We start from the raw sequence: 17,135 nt of genomic DNA on the forward strand, positions 1-17,135 counted from the left end.
CTCTCGTTTTTTTTTTTCAGTATAGCACACCAGAAAGCAGTGGAATTCCCGCTAAGGAATTCCACGGATCACAAACAGGGAACTCCCTAATAGGAGCTAATATCCTTAATCATCAAGTACACCGTACAGCTTTTCTCTCAGCGAGGAAGGCTTTTTTTGCTTTTTATTCAGATCAAGGGAATTCCCGCGGCTCAATAGGCGATTCCCTAATGGGAAGTATCGCCAGGGGGATCCATAATGAGATTAATTGAATGAATGTATATTTTTACGCAACCCTGTCCTTCATTCTGCAAAGGAGTGTTCGTAATCGATGAAGAAAAAATATGGTCTCAACTTTTTCAAGCCAATTGAAAGCTATTCCGGGAACTGGTCCATTCTTGAGGAGAAAAACCGGGATTGGGAGAATATGTACCGCCAGCGCTGGTCTCATGATAAAGTAGTCCGCACCACTCACGGAGTCAATTGTACAGGTTCCTGCAGCTGGAAGGTATTTGTGAAGAACGGAATTATTACCTGGGAGAACCAGCAGATTGATTATCCTTCCTGCGGGCCGGATATGCCGGAATTCGAACCGCGCGGCTGTCCCCGTGGAGCTACATTTTCGTGGTACGAATACAGTCCTCTGCGCGTGAAGTATCCCTATGTTAGAGGGAAGCTGTGGCGTCTGTGGCAAACGGCGCTGTCCGAGCATGACAATTACGTCGATGCATGGGCCAGCATTGTAGAAGATCCTGCGAAGGCTGACCTTTACAAGAAGGCCCGCGGCAAAGGCGGTCATATCCGAGTGGGATGGAACGATGTACTCCATCTCATTTCGGCACAACTGATTTATACCATTAGAAAATATGGTCCCGACCGGATTGCCGGCTTCACACCTATTCCGGCCATGTCGATGGTCAGCTATGCTTCGGGTGCGCGCTTCATCTCGCTCCTGGGCGGTCAAATGCTGAGCTTCTATGACTGGTACGCCGATCTTCCTCCGGCATCTCCGCAAATTTGGGGTGAGCAGACAGATGTGCCGGAATCTTCTGACTGGTACAATGCTGGCTATTTGATGATGTGGGGGTCCAATGTGCCGCTTACCCGGACACCGGATGCACACTTCATGACGGAAGTGCGGTATAAGGGAACCAAGGTAGTATCGGTGGCACCGGATCTCGCGGAAAACGTCAAATTCGCCGACAACTGGCTGGCGCCGAATCCCGGTACGGATGCCGCGCTCGCCCAGGCTATGACGCATGTAATTCTGAATGAGTTCTATAATGAGCGCCAGGAACCGATGTTCCTGAATTATGCCAAGCAATATACAGACATGCCTTTTCTGATTTTGCTGGACACGCATGAAGATGCCTTGAAAGGCGGACGTTTTCTCCGGGCGAGCGACCTCGGTGAGACATCGCAGCATTCAGACTGGAAACCGGTCATCTTTGATGAGTCAGCCAGTGAATTCATCGTTCCCAATGGGACCATGGGCCAGCGCTGGGAAGAAGGCAAGCAATGGAACCTGATCCTTGAACGTGAAGATGGAAGCAAAGTGGAGCCGGCGCTGAGCATTGAAGGTCATGGAGAAAAGTGGACAGAAATTGTATTCCCTTACTTCGATAATGCCGGTAACGGTACGTTCAGACGGATGATCCCGGTCAAAACAATCCAGCTGGCAGACGGTACAGAACAGGTTGTTGCGACTGTTTATGATTTGATGATGAGCCAGTACGGCATCGCTCGTACAGCCAGCCCGCTGAACGCCAAGGACTACACTGATGAATTCTCTCTTTACACGCCTGCCTGGCAGGAGAAAATTACGAGTGTGAAATCAAGTGTCGTTGTTCAAATTGCCCGTGAATTTGCCCAGAACGCGATTGATACGGGCGGACGTTCGATGATTATCATGGGGGCTGGGATCAATCACTGGTTCAACAGTGACACCATCTACCGTTCCATCTTGAATCTGGTGATGCTCACCGCTTCACAAGGTGTCAATGGCGGGGGCTGGGCGCATTATGTCGGTCAAGAGAAATGCCGCCCGATCGAAGGATGGTCAACTATTGCCTTTGCCAAAGACTGGCAGGGTGCGTCCCGTCAGCAAAATGCCACATCATTTTTCTACTTTGCAACTGAGCAATGGCGTTATGAGGAGAGCGGCACGGATTCGCTGAAATCGCCGACGGGCGGAGAGGTAGCTTATCAGCATCCGGCTGACTATAACGTGCTGGCTGCACGTCTCGGCTGGCTGCCGTCCTTTCCGCAGTTCAATAAGAACAGCCTGCTGTTCGCGGAAGAAGCTGCGCAGCAAGGCAAGAAGTCCAATGCCGAAATAATTAGCCACACTCTGGAAGAGATCAAATCGCGTAAAACCCGCTTTGCAGTGGAAGATCCGGGCGCTCCTGAGAACTTCCCGCGTTCACTGTTTATCTGGCGCTCGAACCTGATCTCAAGCTCCGCGAAAGGGCAGGAGTATTTCATGAAGCATTTGCTGGGAGCTTCCGACGGGCTGCTCGCCGAGCCGAATGAAGAGCAGAAGCCGGAGGAAATTATCTGGCGGGAAGATGTGGAAGGCAAGCTGGATCTGATGGTTGCCCTGGATTTCCGGATGACCACAACGCCGCTGTATGCGGATATTGTATTGCCTGCGGCCACCTGGTATGAGAAAACAGATCTGTCATCAACAGACATGCATCCCTTTGTTCACCCGTTCAATCCGGCTGTGAACCCGCTCTGGGAATCGCGTTCGGACTGGGATATTTACCGCCAGCTTGCGGAGGTTTTCTCCGAAATGGCGAAATCACATTTGCCTGGCGTCTACAAAGACCTTGTCTCAACACCTCTCGGCCATGACTCGGTAAGCGAGATTTCACAGCCTATGGGTCTTGTCAAAGACTGGGCCAAAGGCGAGATTGAAGCGATTCCGGGTAAAACAATGCCAAACCTAAGCATTGTAGAACGGGACTATACCCAAATACATGATAAATACATCTCGCTCGGACCCAACCTCGCAACCGGCAAAGCAGGGGCACATGGCATCAGCTTCTCTGTCGCCGAAGAATACGAGGAATTGAAGCAGATAAGCGGGGTTCATTTCGACGATTCAATCAAAAACGGACTGCCAAAACTTCAAACTGCCCGCCAGGCGGCAGATACGATCCTTCATCTGTCATCGGCTACCAATGGCCGTGTATCCCAGAAGGCTTACGCGCAAGCGGAGAAAGATTCGGGCGTTGAGCTCAGAGATATCTCGGCTGACCGGGCAGCAGAGAAGATTACGTTTCAAAGTATTACCGCTCAGCCGAGGGAAGTCATTCCCACACCGGTATTCAGCGGCTCGAACAAGCAGGGCCGCCGTTATTCGCCGTTCACAACCAATATCGAACGTCTTGTTCCTTTCCGCACTTTGACCGGAAGACAGCATTTCTATATTGACCATGAGATCTTCCTGCAGTTTGGAGAATCGCTGCCAGTCTATAAGCCCACCTTGCCGCCGATGGTCTTCGGACCGCGTGACAAGGCAGTGAAAGGCGGACAGGATTCGCTTGTTCTACGGTATTTGACACCGCATGGCAAGTGGAATATCCACTCTACCTACCAGGATAACCAGCACATGCTGACCTTGTTCCGCGGGGGTCCAACCGTATGGATCAATAATGAGGATGCCGAAGCGCATCAGATTTCCGATAATGACTGGCTGGAAGTATACAACCGCAACGGTGTCGTAACCGCACGCGCAGTCGTCAGCCACCGGATGCCGAGAGGCACCATGTTTATGTACCACGCCCAGGACAAGCATATTCAAGTACCAGGCTCTGAGATCACGGATACTCGCGGCGGAAGTCATAATGCTCCTACACGAATTCATTTGAAGCCTACTCAGATGGTGGGCGGATACGCACAGCTCAGCTACGGTTTCAACTACTATGGTCCAATCGGCAACCAGCGGGATGTCTACGTAGCCGTACGCAAAATGAAGGAGGTTAACTGGCTTGAAAATTAAAGCGCAAGTAGCGATGGTAATGAATCTGGACAAATGCATTGGCTGCCACACATGCAGTGTCACCTGCAAGACAACCTGGACTAACCGTAAAGGCGCGGAATATATGTGGTTCAACAACGTTGAAACAAAGCCGGGGATCGGCTATCCGAAACGTTGGGAAGACCAGGAGCTCTATAAAGGCGGCTGGAAGCTGCGTAAAGGAAAGCTGGAGCTGAAGTCAGGCAATAAGCTGTCCAAGATCGCGCTCGGCAAAATCTTCTACAATCCAGACATGCCGGAAATGAAGGATTACTATGAGCCGTGGACTTACAATTACGAACATTTGACGAATGCAGGTGAACAAAAACATTCCCCGGTTGCACGGGCACATTCGGCGGTAACGGGTGAGAAGATGGATCTGGAATGGGGGCCGAACTGGGAAGATGATCTCGCGGGAGCGCATGTAACCGGACCGCTGGATCCGAACATCCAGAAAATTGAGGAAGAGATCAAATTCAACTTCGAAAAATCCTTTATGATCTATCTGCCCCGCCTTTGTGAACACTGCCTTAATCCGAGTTGTGTCGCGTCCTGTCCTTCCGGTGCGATGTACAAACGGGATGAAGACGGAATTGTGCTCGTCGACCAGGAAGCCTGCCGCGGCTGGAGATATTGCATGACTGGCTGTCCGTATAAGAAGGTGTACTTCAACTGGCAGACCAACAAGGCGGAGAAATGTACCTTCTGCTTCCCTCGCGTGGAAGCGGGCTTGCCAACGGTCTGCTCCGAGACTTGTACCGGCCGGATTCGCTATTTGGGCGTTCTGCTGTATGACGCCGACAAAGTCCTTGATGCCGCTTCGACGCCGGACGAGAAGGACCTGTACAAAGCACAATGTGATCTGTTTATGAATCCGCATGATCCGGAAGTGATCGCCCAGGCAAGAAAAGACGGCATTTCGGAAGACTGGCTGGAGGCAGCCCAGAACTCCCCGGTTTACAAGCTTGCCATCGAGCACAAGCTGGCATTCCCGCTTCATCCGGAATACCGGACGCTGCCAATGGTTTGGTATGTGCCGCCGCTTAGTCCGATCATGAATTATTTTGAAGGAAAAGATTCGCTGAAGAATCCGGATCAGATCTTCCCGGCTATCGAAGAAATGCGCACTCCGATCCAGTATTTGGCCAACATGCTGACTGCAGGTGACACGCAGACGGTCAAAGAAGCCTTGCAGCGGATGGCAATGATGCGCTCATATATGCGCGCCAAATCCACAGCTCAGGAATTCGACCTAAGCCGTCTGGAACGTGTAGGCATGACTGCACATCAGACGGAACAGATGTACCGGCTGCTCGCCATCGCCAAATATGAAGACCGCTTTGTGATTCCGACTTCCCACAGAGAACAGCATATGAACCCTTATCGTGCCCAAGGTTCGACCGGCTATGGCAATAGCATGGGAGATATGGGCTCCGGCTCCGGCTGTGACGGCTGCGGCCCGGCCAGTGCTGCAGGAACCACGATGAAGAACGGCAAGGAAATGTATGAAGAGAACTTCTACGGAGGGATTTGGCGTGATTGATCTGATCAAATTGTACGATTACAAGCAATCCTTCGGATATTTCGCCCTGCAGCTTATGTACCCGGAGAAGCTGGATTTTCATCCGGCTTTTCTGGAAGAGGCGTTCAGCAGCGGCCACCCGGGTTACGCCCATGTGCACACCTACTGGTCACTGATGCAAAACTTCAGCCTGGAAGAGATTCAGGAGAGTTATGCGGCCACTTTTGATTTCCAGAAAGACTGCGCCCTGTACATGACCTATTTTAAATTTGAAGATGCCAAAGAACGCGGACAGATGCTGGCCAAACTGAAGCTATTATACGAAATGTTCGGGCTGCAAATGCCGGAAGGGGAGCTGCCCGATTATCTTCCGCTGATGTGTGAGTTTCTGTATGCTGCAGAATGGCTTGAAGATCCGTCAGCGCCTGAGAATTTCGGGATGCTGATTGCGATTCTTGAGGATGGCACCTATCATCTGCTCAAGGCACTTGATAAGAATAAAAGTCCCTATTTCCACCTGGTGAAGGGATTGCGTGAAACATTTAAAGCTTGTGCCCGACAGGAGGCCCCCAGTCAATGAATATGTTTGCTCAGTTTCTATGGGTTATTTTCCCTTACATTTGTATGGTGGTCTTTATCGGCGGACATATCTTCCGCTACCGCAAGGATCAGTTTAACTGGACGGCGAAATCCAGTGAATTCATTGAAAAGAAACAGCTGAAATATGGAAGTATCTTATTCCATCTTGGGATTATTCCGGTCATTTTTGGCCATGTCGGCGGTCTCGCCATACCGAAGTCATGGATGGAGGCAATCGGTGTCAATGAACATCTTTACCACATAGGCGCGGTGTATATTGGCGGATTTTTCGGAGTAGCCACGTTGCTGGGGATGATCATTCTGACCTCCCGCCGCTTTACGATCAAGAATGTCCGCCGGCTCAGCAGTGCCTCCGATTTGATTGTCAATTCACTGCTGCTCTTTATCGTCTTTATGGGAATGTACTCCACAATCGTAACCAATGCCGTACAGCCCGAGTTTGATTACCGTGAGACGATTTCCGTCTGGTTCCGGGGCCTCTTCATGTTCAGACCGGATCCGTCACTTATGGAAAGTGTGCCGTTTTCCTTCAAGCTGCACATCCTGTCCGGCTTTGCCATTTTTGCCTTTTGGCCGTTCACCCGCTTAGTCCATGTATGGAGTGTTCCATTGAATTATGTAGGCAGAAGTTATATTCTATACAGAAGAAATAAATCGAATTAAAGGAAAGCAAGCGAAAACTTCTTTCCCTGTTCAATTAGGAGAGAGAACGATGACAAACACGGTGAATTACCAAAAGGAGCTAGATCAGATCCGCAAGGTTTTAGGTTATGATTTTATGTCAATGGCCCTTGCTGAACCAGCAGAATATGACTATGTGATCCGATGGAAATACGCCTCCGGCAATACGAATGACCGTTTCAAACGGATTGTGCTGCAATCGGGAAGAGGAATTGCGGGAATCGTGTTCAAGACCGGAAAACCGTTTTCACTCTCTTCTGTACAGAAACATGTGCAGCCTGATACCTTGTTTAACTATCCCATTACTAAGATGGAGAATTTGAACAGCATTGGCGCTGTCCCCATATGGAACGATGCCCGCGTCGAAGGTGTACTGCTTGGAGGATTCAGGGGAGAACAGCAGGTAACCGATGAAATGCTGCACGCCTTGGAGACAGTTGCGCGTAAAGGTATTGGAGACTTGAACGGGAAGGAATTGTTGCTGAGTTGAGGGTACCCGGAATGGATCTGCCGAATCTGTTAATGACGAAGCTGTTTGAGAACAGCATGGAGGCCATGTTCTTTTTTGACCGGGAAGGGAAAGCCCTGGCAATGAATCCGGCTGCAGAGAACATCGTAGACAAGGATATCCTGAAGCAGCTTTATCAGGGAAATCCCCAGGCTCTTTGTGGAACTTGCCGGGGGTATACCAGTGAAACGGAACTGCGAACCTGCCTTAACTGTTATTTCAATACACCGGACTCCGAGGATTTTACATCCTATCAAGTTTACCTGGAAACCAAAGACAAAAGGATCGTTCCTTATGCCGCTACGTTTCATACCATTGATTACGAGCAAGGTATCCGGGTATTTATGCTGAGAGATTTAACCAGACAGTTCAAAACGCAAGAGAAGTTTTATCAGAACAAAATGATGAAACATGTGATAGAAGCGCAGGAGAATGAACGCAAACGGATATCCCGTGAGCTGCATGACAGTGTTGCCCAGGAGTTGATGAGCGCAGTCATTGATCTTCGCGTGCTCAAGTATATGACATCTGACGAGCAGCTGCTGAGGAAAGTAAAGCAGACTGAGGTATCAATGACCCGGCTGCTGAATGATATCCGTAACCTCTCAGTAGAGCTTAGACCTGCGGCACTTGATGATTTCGGATTGGAAGCTGCATTCCGGTCCCACTTCAAACGGATGGAACAAAGCTATGGCCTTGTAATAGAATATATATCTCAGCTTTCAGAGAAGCGCTATGAGAGTGAAATCGAGACCGTCATGTACCGGGTTTGCCAGGAAGCCGTTTTGAACGCGCTAAAGTATGCCCAAGTAGACACGGTCAAAGTTTCTCTTACAGAGAAAGACGGTGTCCTGCGGCTCCTGGTCGAAGATGAAGGAACCGGCTTCAAATTGGGGGACGAACCTAGCGGAACCGGACTTGGCCTCTTTGGCATGCAGGAACGGGCGGAATTGGTAGGCGGTACTTTCAATGTAGATTCAGGTATTGGCAGAGGTACAAGAATCCTTTTACAGGTTCCTGTAGGATTTGCTCAAGGGAAGGAATGAGATTCTGATGAAGATCGTCATTGCAGACGACCATGCGATAGTACGCAGCGGATTCTCCATGATCCTGAATTTTCAGGATGATATTGAAGTGATCGGAGCGGCGGCAGACGGAAGAGAAGCTTATGCCATGGTAGCCAAATTCCGGCCGGATATTCTGATCATGGATCTGAGCATGCCGCCGGGAGAAAGCGGACTGATTGCGACAGGCAAGATTAAAGAGGATTACCCGGATACCAAAATCCTGATTCTGACGATGCATGATGATGAGGAATACTTATTCCATGTACTCAAGAACGGAGCTTCCGGATATGTCCTCAAAAGCGCGCCGGACGAGGAGCTATTGCTGGCCATTCGGACCATTTATGAAGGCGGCACCTATATTCATCCCAAGATGGCGACTTCTCTAGTCCGTGAGTTCATCAAAAAGGATAAGACCGTCAGCACAGAAGACCTGTTCGAACTGTTGTCGAAACGGGAACTGGAGATTCTACCGCTCATCGCCAAGGGATACGGCAACAAGGAAATTGCTGAGAAGCTGTTCATCTCCGTCAAAACAGTTGAAGCCCACAAAGCTAAAATCATGGAGAAATTAAATCTTAAAAGCCGGCCTGAGCTGGTTGAATATGCATTAAGGAAAAAAATGCTGGATTTCTAACCGGTGAATGGAGGTTATGCTTGCGTGCCGGATTTTGCAGAATTGCAGTTTACAACACCCGCCATGCGCATTCTTGAGAACGAACACCGTTATCTGTCTTTTCTTATGGAAGAATGGCATGCCATCGTGCTTTGGTTTGAACAGGAAACGATAAGTGTGGAAGAAGGCAGGACACGGCTTCAAGAGCTGCGTAAAGGGGTCCTCGATTTTACCGGTCCGCTGAAGAAGCATATAGCGAAGGAAGAAATACATTTTTTCCCGCTGTTGGGTACTTATATCGGTTTTGAACAAGGGCCGCTTGTCGGTATCCAGGAGGAACACAGCGAAATTGACGGATATATCGGCCATTTCCTGCATCACACGAATAGCGGGATAGAGCTGATGTTACTTGAAGAGATCCGTGAAGCTGTGAGATATGCCGGTGAAGCTTTTGAAGTATTGACTGTGCACTTTGTGAAAGAAGAGGCTGTCATATTCCCGATGGCCGAAAATCAGATGAATACCTTGGACAAAGAGCGGTTATGCCAGAAACTAAATACGCTCATCACCTGAAACACACAAGCTGCTTCTTCTTGAAGCGGCTTTTTTATGCTTTGCAGCTATATAGATTGAACTTGAAACTTGAGGAAATGGAGCGGAGCGACGGAGGGGGATTTTGGAACTGTAGGAGCGATAGCGACCGCCTTTGTCTTCAGATTTCAACCGCAAACAGCGGTCATAATCAAGAAATTCTTACGACAACAGCGGCCGGAAGTCCAAATATTCTCCGCAGTTGCGACTGAACCTTTACTCTAAACTTTTCAGTTCAAGTTATATAGAACTTATGAAGGTGATTCCAGTGTCTTCATACAGGGCGAAGCCGTTCCTGCCTATTTTCAGGGTTTACCCTGTCAGGGAAAGGGTTCTCCCCTATATCTGAACAGGGGGATCGGCGGATACAATGAGATCAGGAAATACGTATCTAGATAAACAATCAGGAGAATAAATGGCGAAAAGGTGAGTTGAATGATTAAAAAAATGCAGTTGCCGCTACAAACATTAAACTTGATTCTCGGATTCATGGTATGGGTTATTATTTCCTCCCTGATGCCTTTTATTTCCGAAGACATCAGCATTCCACCCGGGAAATTGGCGATGGTCACCGCAATTCCGGTTGTCCTGGGTTCGATTCTAAGAATTCCGCTTGGCTATTATGCAAATATTTTAGGAGCACGGATTATCTTTATGACCAGCTTTATTCTGCTCTTGTTTCCGGTCTACTTTATTAGTGAAGCTTCTACAATGACTCATTTAATTATTGGAGGAACTTTTCTTGGAGTTGGCGGGGCTGTATTCTCAGTAGGGGTTACTTCACTGCCTAAGTATTTTCCTAAAGAAAAACATGGTTTGGTAAACGGGGTTTACGGAATAGGCAATATCGGAACTGCCGTCACAACCTTCTCGGCCCCGTTCGTAGCCGCACAAATCGGCTGGTCACCGACTGTGAAGATGTACTTGATTCTTTTACTTATCTTTATTGCATTGAATTTCTTTTTCGGGGACCGGCACGAACCCAAGATGAAAACACCAATCATCGAGCAAATCAAAGGTGTTGCCAAAAATGAGAAGCTCTGGCTGTTCTCGCTGTTCTACTTTATTACCTTCGGGTCTTTTGTAGCGTTTACGATTTATTTGCCGAACTTCCTGGTCTCCAATTTTGGACTGGAAAAGGTGGATGCAGGCATGCGCACAGCCGGCTTCATCGCAGTTGCTACCTTTTTCAGGCCGGTAGGTGGCTGGCTCGGCGACAAATTCCAGCCTTTGTTCCTGCTGATTGGCACATTCAGTATCTATACGGTTGCAGCGATTATTCTTGCATTTATGCCTTCCATGGGTCTGTATACAGCGGGCTGCCTTGCCATTGCGGTAAGTGCGGGAATCGGAAACGGTGTTATTTTCAAATTGATGCCTTTGTACTTTAATAAGCAGGCAGGAATTACCAACGGGATTGTGTCAATGATGGGTGGTCTTGGCGGCTTTTTTCCGCCGATTATGCTGTCGTTGATTTATTCGGTCACAGGTCAATATTCCATTGGATTCATGCTGCTCTCGCAGGTGGCCCTAGCCAGTCTGGTGCTGGTGGTATGGCTGTATTATCAGGATCGGCTTGCGCTTACCTCTGAAGTGTTCAACTCGACCGGACAGGGGATTCTGGTAACCGATGTATCAGGACTTATTAAAACCGTGAATCCGGCATTTACGAAGCTCACGGGCTTCACTGAAGAAGAAGTACTCGGCAAACAGCCCAGCATCCTGAAGTCAGGCCGCCAATCCAAGGATTTCTACAGCGGCATGTGGAGTGAAATCAGGGCGAAGGGGATGTGGCAGGGCGAAATCTGGAATCGACGCAAAAATGGTGAGGAATATTTGCAGTGGCTAAATATCAGCGCTGTTAAAGACGAGACAGGCGAAGATGTTCGCTATGTGGGCACGTTTAGCGATATCACGCAGAAGTAATCGAAAGGGACGATGCCAGATGAATGTACATCCACCACAAGATCAACTGCGGCGGCCCATCCACGATTTGCGGATATCTGTAACCGACCGGTGCAATTTCCGGTGTTCCTACTGCATGCCAAAAGAAGTGTACGGTGAAGATTATGTCTTCCTACCGACAAGTGAACTGCTGACATTTGAAGAAATTCATCGCTTGACGAGTTTGTTTGTTTCGCTTGGCGTAAGCAAAATCAGGCTGACCGGCGGTGAACCGCTGATGCGGCGGGGTCTGCCCGAGCTTGTTGCCAAGATTGGCTCTTTGGACGGTGTAGAAGATATCGGTTTGACGACCAATGGGGTACTGCTAGGGCAACAGGCGGAGCCTCTATACGAGGCGGGACTACGCAGACTGAATGTTAGCCTGGATGCACTGAATCCTGAGCTTTTTGGGAGAATGAACGGGCGTGGAATCAAACCCGGTTTTATTTTAAAACAGATTGATCATGCCATAGAGGCCGGTTTTGAGGTCAAAGTGAACATGGTGGTGCAAAGAGGTCTGAACGAATCGGAGATTCTGCCGATGGCCCGCTATTTCAAAGAAAGAAATATAACGTTGCGGTTCATCGAGTTCATGGATGTCGGCAACGACAATGGCTGGAGCTTTGAAAAAGTCGTAACGAAAAAAGACATCATGGAGCGCCTCCAGAGTACATTCGAGCTGGAAGCACTCGACAACAATTATTTCGGTGAAGTTGCCCAACGCTACCGCTATAAGGGCAGCAAGGCAGAGGTTGGTTTTATTACTTCGGTATCCGAGTCGTTTTGTTCTTCCTGCACGCGCGCCCGGCTGTCCTCTGACGGCAAATTTTATACCTGCCTGTTCGCATCAAGCGGTTTTGATCTCAGGAAGATGATTCGCAGCGGGGCGGATGATCAAAGCTTGCTCGAAGCTATTAGGAACGTCTGGGAGCAGCGTACAGACCGCTATTCTGATGAACGGACGGAACAAACCGTAAGGAATAGAACAAAGATAGGGATGTCCTATATTGGAGGTTAACGACTGATAGTACGATGGGAGATGAATTGTGCCAATGAACGGAGCACAGCTGCTAATTCAGATGTTGATAGAGAAGAAAATTGACACCCTATTCGGATACCCCGGCGGTGCGGTATTACCTTTGTATGATGCGTTGTATGATTGCGACAGCATACAGCATGTTCTCGTTAGACATGAGCAGGCAGCGGTACATGCTGCTGATGGATATGCCAGAGTAACGGGACGCCCGGGAGTAGCGCTTGTTACCAGCGGGCCGGGTGCAACAAATGCGGTTACCGGTATTGCTACAGCCTTTATGGACTCGATTCCGTTAATCGTCCTGACGGGCCAGGTTTCCACCGATCTCATAGGTCTGGACAGCTTTCAGGAAGTAGACATTTATGGCATGACGATGCCCATCACCAAGCACAACTATATTGTCAGGGAGGTCGCCGATCTTCCGAAGATTGTGAACGAGGCATTCCATGTCGCAACAACGGGACGACCCGGCCCAGTCCTCATTGATTTGCCGAAGAATGTAATGGCAGCAGAATTTAACATGGAGGAACAATCTGGCAATCAGGATTCCCAGCCATATATCCGGGGTTATCAGCCAAAGCATTCTATGGATCCTCTGGACATCCAACTCGCAGCTGATCAGTTGAACCGTTCTGAACGCCCGCTTATTCTTATTGGTGGAGGCTGTATGACAGGTAATACTCCGGCATTGTTAAAAGAGTTCGCCGAGCAATTCAACCTTCCTGTAGCCAGTACGCTAATGGGTTTGGGTGCCTTTCCATCCGGGCATTCCCTGCATCTGGGTATGGTCGGGATGCACGGAACAGTCGCAGCCAATCGTGCGCTGCAGGGTGCGGACGTTGTGTTATGTCTCGGGGTTCGTTTCAGTGACCGTGTTACAGGCAACCGTAAGGCATTCTCGCCGGGTTCTTATAAAATCCAAGTCGATATTGATACTTCCGAATTAAATAAGAACGTTGCAGTCGATCTTGCTATCACAGGAGAATGCGCAGATCTGCTTGCCGGACTGTTGGAAAAAATACATATGCAAGAACCTGCTGTTTGGAATCAGCAAATCCGAATCTGGTCCAAGCGTTCCACAAAATCACCGCGGGTGCAGGATACCAAGCTGACTCCGGTTGAGGTGATAAGGTGCATACAAAATGCAACAGATGGCGATGCCATCATCTCTACGGACGTAGGACAGCATCAAATTTGGACCGCCACACATTATAATTTCTCAGAAGCCCGCTCTTTCCTGACCTCCGGTGGGCTTGGGACAATGGGCTATGGCCTGCCGGCTGCAATTGGTGCTGCAGTAGCTTTTCCTGACCGTCAAGTGGTGTGTATCACGGGAGACGGAAGCATCCAGATGAATATGCAGGAAATGATGACGGCGGTCGATCTGGGCCTGAACGTCAAAGTCGCTATCTTCAAAAATGGCTACCTGGGTATGGTAAGGCAGTGGCAGCAGCTGTTTCTTGGCCGCCGTTATTCTTCCGTACGTATCAGTTCACCCGATTTCGTAGCTTTGGCCAAATCCTTTGGCGCCCAGGGGCTCCGGGCCGATAATCTTGTCGATGCCGAGCATATTATTGATCTTGCTCTCCATACGGACGGACTTGTCGTCATGGAGTTCGATATTACCGAGGAAACGAATGTATATCCCATCGTACCTCCGGGGTCCAGCAATCAGGACATGATTGTTGAATAACATCAGAACAATTCAAAAAGGATGTTTCTCTATCGAATCACCGTAGAGGAACGTCCTTTTTTTTGCTGCCAACCACTAGAAGTACAAGACAAGCACAGACACATACAACATAAGGGAAAAACCTATTTCAATCATTCCGGTACGCTTGGCGGTGACTCCTGTCTTGGGGAGAATGGCTGCCCGCAGCAGCAGGATAACAAGTGGAGCGAGCAATGAAGGGAATAGCAGCAGACCAGCCACAGCGAACAGCAGATGATACAGAACAGATCCGTAATAGAAGCGGATGTTGTTTCGTTCACGAATAACCGTTTTGACATACAAGGCGGTCCCGATAAAATAGAGTACGCTGAGCAGGAACAGCTCTGTCACGGCGCCCCAGCTTTCTCCTTTGCCGACATAAAAGACAGGATAAATGATCAGGCAAAATGCCAATATGGCGCAAATATCATTAAGCAAGGCACGTTCATTTTTGGTTTTTGCATAATACAGATTAACAGCGAACAGGGGAACAAGCGGCAGAACAAATCCTAACAGCTTAGGTTCAGCAATCACCAGATAAAGGATAAAGGGCAGAAGCAGAATCCCGTAAACCCGCATGGGCTGGAGGTAACGCTCCAATTTCCCTGTCTTTACCCATTGCAGCAACGGGAAGCTGAACAAATAGATCAGAAGCCAGCAAACAAACAGGGGAATATGTATAAATTGTCCTTTCGATGAAGCGACTCCGAACAGAAATGGAAGGATAAGCATCGCCCAAGCCCCGTGCTGGTTGGGTATGTACTTCCTCATGAGAACAAAACCTCCTTCCCTGAAAATAAACGACAACCTTAGGTTGCCGCACTACTTAACTATACGTCCTTACCTATGTTGTTATAGTGATTTGAGACACTACGTATCAATAATAATGTATGAATAACAGTCATTTACCTTGTACATAGTAAAGAAGAACGCTGCTCATAAAGTGGAAGAAGAAGGGAGTGCTGTGGAGCATGAAAGAAAAAGAAATTAAACAGAACGCTATTGAAGCGGACCAGTTGAACTTTCACGACCAAACAGACGATGTAGTCCGTAGTGTGTCTGCCCCAAAGGGGATCGACGAAGCCGTTGTAGCTATGACCTCACATATCAATAAATATGATGTACCGGATGAGCTGGAAGACAATAATTAATGAATCAAGCGCGTGCAGGTTAACCTGATACGCGCTTTTTTATATGGCTTGATAAACTTCCCTGACGATAGCTGTCAGGGAAGTTTAATTATAATAGGCTTATCAAATGTGATTGGAGTGTTATAGAATGCAAACCAAAAAAGCTTATCTTTATGTATTTAATACAATGTCAGACTGGGAATACGGATATTTAATTGCTGAACTAAACACAGGCAGATATTTCAAAAAAGATTTAGCACCTTTAAAAGTAGTTACGGTAGGTGCTAATAAAGAAATGGTTACTACGATGGGAGGACTGAGCATAAAACCGGATATTTCCATTGATGAGTGTACAATTCAGAGTAAAGATCTTTTAGTGTTGCCCGGAGGGAATACTTGGGGAGAAGATATTCATCAGCCTGTCTTGAAAAAAGTTGGCCAAGCCTTACAGCTAGGCACTATTGTTGCTGCAATTTGTGGGGCAACCGAGGGGCTGGCGAACAATGGATACCTGGATTCTAGAAAGCACACAAGTAATAACTTAGAGTATCTTAAAATGGTCTGTCCGAATTATAAAGGAGATGAATTCTATGAGATAGGACCTGCTGTATCTGGTGAGAATTTGGTTACTGCCTCAGGGGTAGCTCCTCTGGAATTTGCGATGGAGGTACTGAAACAATTAGATGTATTTACACCAGATACATTGCATTCATGGTACAACCTCAATAAGACTCAACAACCTGAATACTTTTTCCAGTTAATGAATTCAATATCCTTGTAAGCGTGCAATCAACATGTGATTATACATTATTGCGAAAATGTTGGGGGGAAACACCTACATATTTTTTGAATAGCCGCGAAAAGTAAAAAACATCATTGTATCCAAGGGAAACGGCAGTATCTTTAATCGATCGATCTGTATTCAGCAGTATATTTTTGGCTTCGGAAATTTTGAGACGGTGAATGTACTTATTAAGTGAGTACCCGGTATGTTTCTGAATGATACGCCGGAGCGTGGATATCGAAATGTGGTAGCGTTCGCAGAATGCATCAGCATCAAAACTTTGATGCAGGGATGCCGCAATATCATCCATGAGCTTGGTGATGTAGTCTGTCGAATCGGTATTAGGCTGGCTGCTTTGTACAAATTCGTACAAAAGGGATTCAAGGAGTAAGGAAGCCCGGTCCAGATTGCTTGGAATGCCGCTTTCCATCAACATGAAGATTCGATCAATTTTGCTCTGTTGTGCATCATCGAGTCCTGTCTGGCGAACACGGTAAGGTTCGGTTAACCAGGTAGAGAGCCACTCCGCAGTTCGTGATCCTTCTACTGTGAAATAGAATTCATCCCAAGTCTCTTGCGGGTCGGGTCCATAGTCAAAGGTGGCGTCTGGAAAAAAGACAAAAAAAGAACCTTTATGAACAGGCTGCTTTTCCTTGTTGTTAACCTGATATGTGCCCTTGCCGCCTGCAATGTAAACGAAAGCATAATATTGGAATTGGGCTTGGGTTCGGTACAGCGACCGGTTGGGGAGGTGCCCGACATTGACGATCGATAATGATTTTAGCTGCAGCTTACTTTCATCTGTCGTGCGATCAATAATGCGAATAGGCTTAGAACTGATTGTATAGTCCATGTAGGTGGTCATGATGGTTATTCTACCTCCAGAAGAGTCATGTTATCTTAATTGTATAATAAAATATGACCAATATATAGGAGGGTTCATGC

The 17,135-nt window shown here is 48.0% G+C and carries 15 protein-coding genes; 13 read left to right on the top strand and 2 right to left on the bottom strand.

The genetic code is table 11. The features are described 5' to 3' along the window. Positions 1-310 precede the first annotated feature (310 nt). The 11 genes from H70357_RS17050 (at position 311) to ilvB (ending at position 14,258) form a co-directional block, all read left to right on the top strand. On the top strand, positions 311-3,985 hold the full coding sequence (locus H70357_RS17050) for a nitrate reductase subunit alpha (protein WP_038591855.1): 3,675 nt from the start codon (positions 311-313) through the stop codon (positions 3,983-3,985). Then, a complete protein-coding gene (gene narH / locus H70357_RS17055; protein ID WP_038591858.1) occupies positions 3,975-5,546 on the top strand; it encodes a nitrate reductase subunit beta in 1,572 nt (523 codons plus the stop codon). Before H70357_RS17050 ends, narH begins: the two co-directional genes overlap by 11 nt. Then, on the top strand, positions 5,539-6,105 hold the full coding sequence (gene narJ / locus H70357_RS17060) for a nitrate reductase molybdenum cofactor assembly chaperone (RefSeq protein ID WP_038591860.1): 567 nt from the start codon (positions 5,539-5,541) through the stop codon (positions 6,103-6,105). The genes narH and narJ overlap by 8 nt, the downstream gene beginning before the upstream one ends. Further along, entirely contained in the window at positions 6,102-6,788 is a 687-nt protein-coding gene (gene narI, locus H70357_RS17065; protein ID WP_038591863.1) for a respiratory nitrate reductase subunit gamma, read from the top strand. The genes narJ and narI overlap by 4 nt, the downstream gene beginning before the upstream one ends. Before the next feature lie 49 nt (positions 6,789-6,837). Then, a complete protein-coding gene (locus H70357_RS17070) occupies positions 6,838-7,296 on the top strand; it encodes a GAF domain-containing protein (protein ID WP_038591866.1) in 459 nt (152 codons plus the stop codon). An 11-nt stretch (positions 7,297-7,307) separates the two neighbouring features. Continuing rightward, positions 7,308-8,360, top strand: a complete 1,053-nt coding sequence (locus H70357_RS17075) for a sensor histidine kinase (protein ID WP_038591869.1) — start codon at positions 7,308-7,310, stop codon at positions 8,358-8,360. A 7-nt stretch (positions 8,361-8,367) separates the two neighbouring features. Next, complete coding sequence (locus H70357_RS17080) at positions 8,368-9,015, top strand: response regulator (protein ID WP_038591872.1); 648 nt, start codon at positions 8,368-8,370, stop codon at positions 9,013-9,015. Positions 9,016-9,039: 24 nt separating this feature from the next. Then, positions 9,040-9,567, top strand: coding sequence for a hemerythrin domain-containing protein (locus tag H70357_RS17085; RefSeq protein WP_038591875.1), 528 nt, complete (start codon positions 9,040-9,042; stop codon positions 9,565-9,567). 453 nt (positions 9,568-10,020) lie between these two features. Then, a complete protein-coding gene (locus H70357_RS17090; protein ID WP_038591878.1) occupies positions 10,021-11,511 on the top strand; it encodes an MFS transporter in 1,491 nt (496 codons plus the stop codon). Positions 11,512-11,530: 19 nt separating this feature from the next. Further along, positions 11,531-12,547, top strand: coding sequence for a GTP 3',8-cyclase MoaA (gene moaA, locus H70357_RS17095; RefSeq protein WP_038591881.1), 1,017 nt, complete (start codon positions 11,531-11,533; stop codon positions 12,545-12,547). A gap of 34 nt (positions 12,548-12,581) precedes the next feature. After that, positions 12,582-14,258: a biosynthetic-type acetolactate synthase large subunit gene (ilvB, locus tag H70357_RS17100; protein ID WP_197073720.1), complete on the top strand. Its 1,677-nt coding sequence runs from the start codon at positions 12,582-12,584 to the stop codon at positions 14,256-14,258. A gap of 75 nt (positions 14,259-14,333) precedes the next feature. On the opposite strand, the gene H70357_RS17105 is transcribed toward ilvB, so the two are convergent. Next, positions 14,334-15,047: a YwiC-like family protein gene (locus tag H70357_RS17105; protein WP_038591886.1), complete on the bottom strand. Its 714-nt coding sequence runs from the start codon at positions 15,045-15,047 to the stop codon at positions 14,334-14,336. A gap of 188 nt (positions 15,048-15,235) precedes the next feature. Between H70357_RS17105 and H70357_RS17110 the strand changes: the two genes are divergently transcribed. Together H70357_RS17110 and H70357_RS17115 are read left to right on the top strand one after the other, a co-directional pair. After that, positions 15,236-15,427, top strand: coding sequence for a hypothetical protein (locus tag H70357_RS17110; RefSeq protein WP_231578270.1), 192 nt, complete (start codon positions 15,236-15,238; stop codon positions 15,425-15,427). Between the two features lie 127 nt (positions 15,428-15,554). Next, entirely contained in the window at positions 15,555-16,187 is a 633-nt protein-coding gene (locus tag H70357_RS17115) for a type 1 glutamine amidotransferase family protein (protein WP_038591891.1), read from the top strand. Positions 16,188-16,206: 19 nt separating this feature from the next. Here H70357_RS17115 and H70357_RS17120 read toward each other — a convergent pair whose 3' ends face one another. Then, on the bottom strand, positions 16,207-17,055 hold the full coding sequence (locus tag H70357_RS17120; RefSeq protein ID WP_038591894.1) for an AraC family transcriptional regulator: 849 nt from the start codon (positions 17,053-17,055) through the stop codon (positions 16,207-16,209). Positions 17,056-17,135: the final 80 nt, after the last annotated feature.

The organism is Paenibacillus sp. FSL H7-0357 (assembly GCF_000758525.1).
Classification (GTDB): Bacteria; Bacillota; Bacilli; order Paenibacillales; family Paenibacillaceae; genus Paenibacillus_AQ.

What these genes read in the sequence shown, in the direction of transcription:
- H70357_RS17050 (WP_038591855.1), top strand. Translation starts at nt 311, where the DNA reads ATGAAGAAAAAATATGGTCTCAACTTTTTCAAGCCAATTGAAAGCTAT.
- narI (WP_038591863.1), top strand. Translation starts at nt 6,102, where the DNA reads ATGAATATGTTTGCTCAGTTTCTATGGGTTATTTTCCCTTACATTTGT.
- H70357_RS17070 (WP_038591866.1), top strand. Translation starts at nt 6,838, where the DNA reads ATGACAAACACGGTGAATTACCAAAAGGAGCTAGATCAGATCCGCAAG.
- H70357_RS17075 (WP_038591869.1), top strand. Translation starts at nt 7,308, where the DNA reads ATGGATCTGCCGAATCTGTTAATGACGAAGCTGTTTGAGAACAGCATG.
- H70357_RS17080 (WP_038591872.1), top strand. Translation starts at nt 8,368, where the DNA reads ATGAAGATCGTCATTGCAGACGACCATGCGATAGTACGCAGCGGATTC.
- H70357_RS17090 (WP_038591878.1), top strand. Translation starts at nt 10,021, where the DNA reads ATGATTAAAAAAATGCAGTTGCCGCTACAAACATTAAACTTGATTCTC.
- moaA (WP_038591881.1), top strand. Translation starts at nt 11,531, where the DNA reads ATGAATGTACATCCACCACAAGATCAACTGCGGCGGCCCATCCACGAT.
- ilvB (WP_197073720.1), top strand. Translation starts at nt 12,582, where the DNA reads ATGAACGGAGCACAGCTGCTAATTCAGATGTTGATAGAGAAGAAAATT.
- H70357_RS17105 (WP_038591886.1), bottom strand. Translation starts at nt 15,047, where the DNA reads ATGAGGAAGTACATACCCAACCAGCACGGGGCTTGGGCGATGCTTATC.
- H70357_RS17115 (WP_038591891.1), top strand. Translation starts at nt 15,555, where the DNA reads ATGCAAACCAAAAAAGCTTATCTTTATGTATTTAATACAATGTCAGAC.
- H70357_RS17120 (WP_038591894.1), bottom strand. Translation starts at nt 17,055, where the DNA reads ATGACCACCTACATGGACTATACAATCAGTTCTAAGCCTATTCGCATT.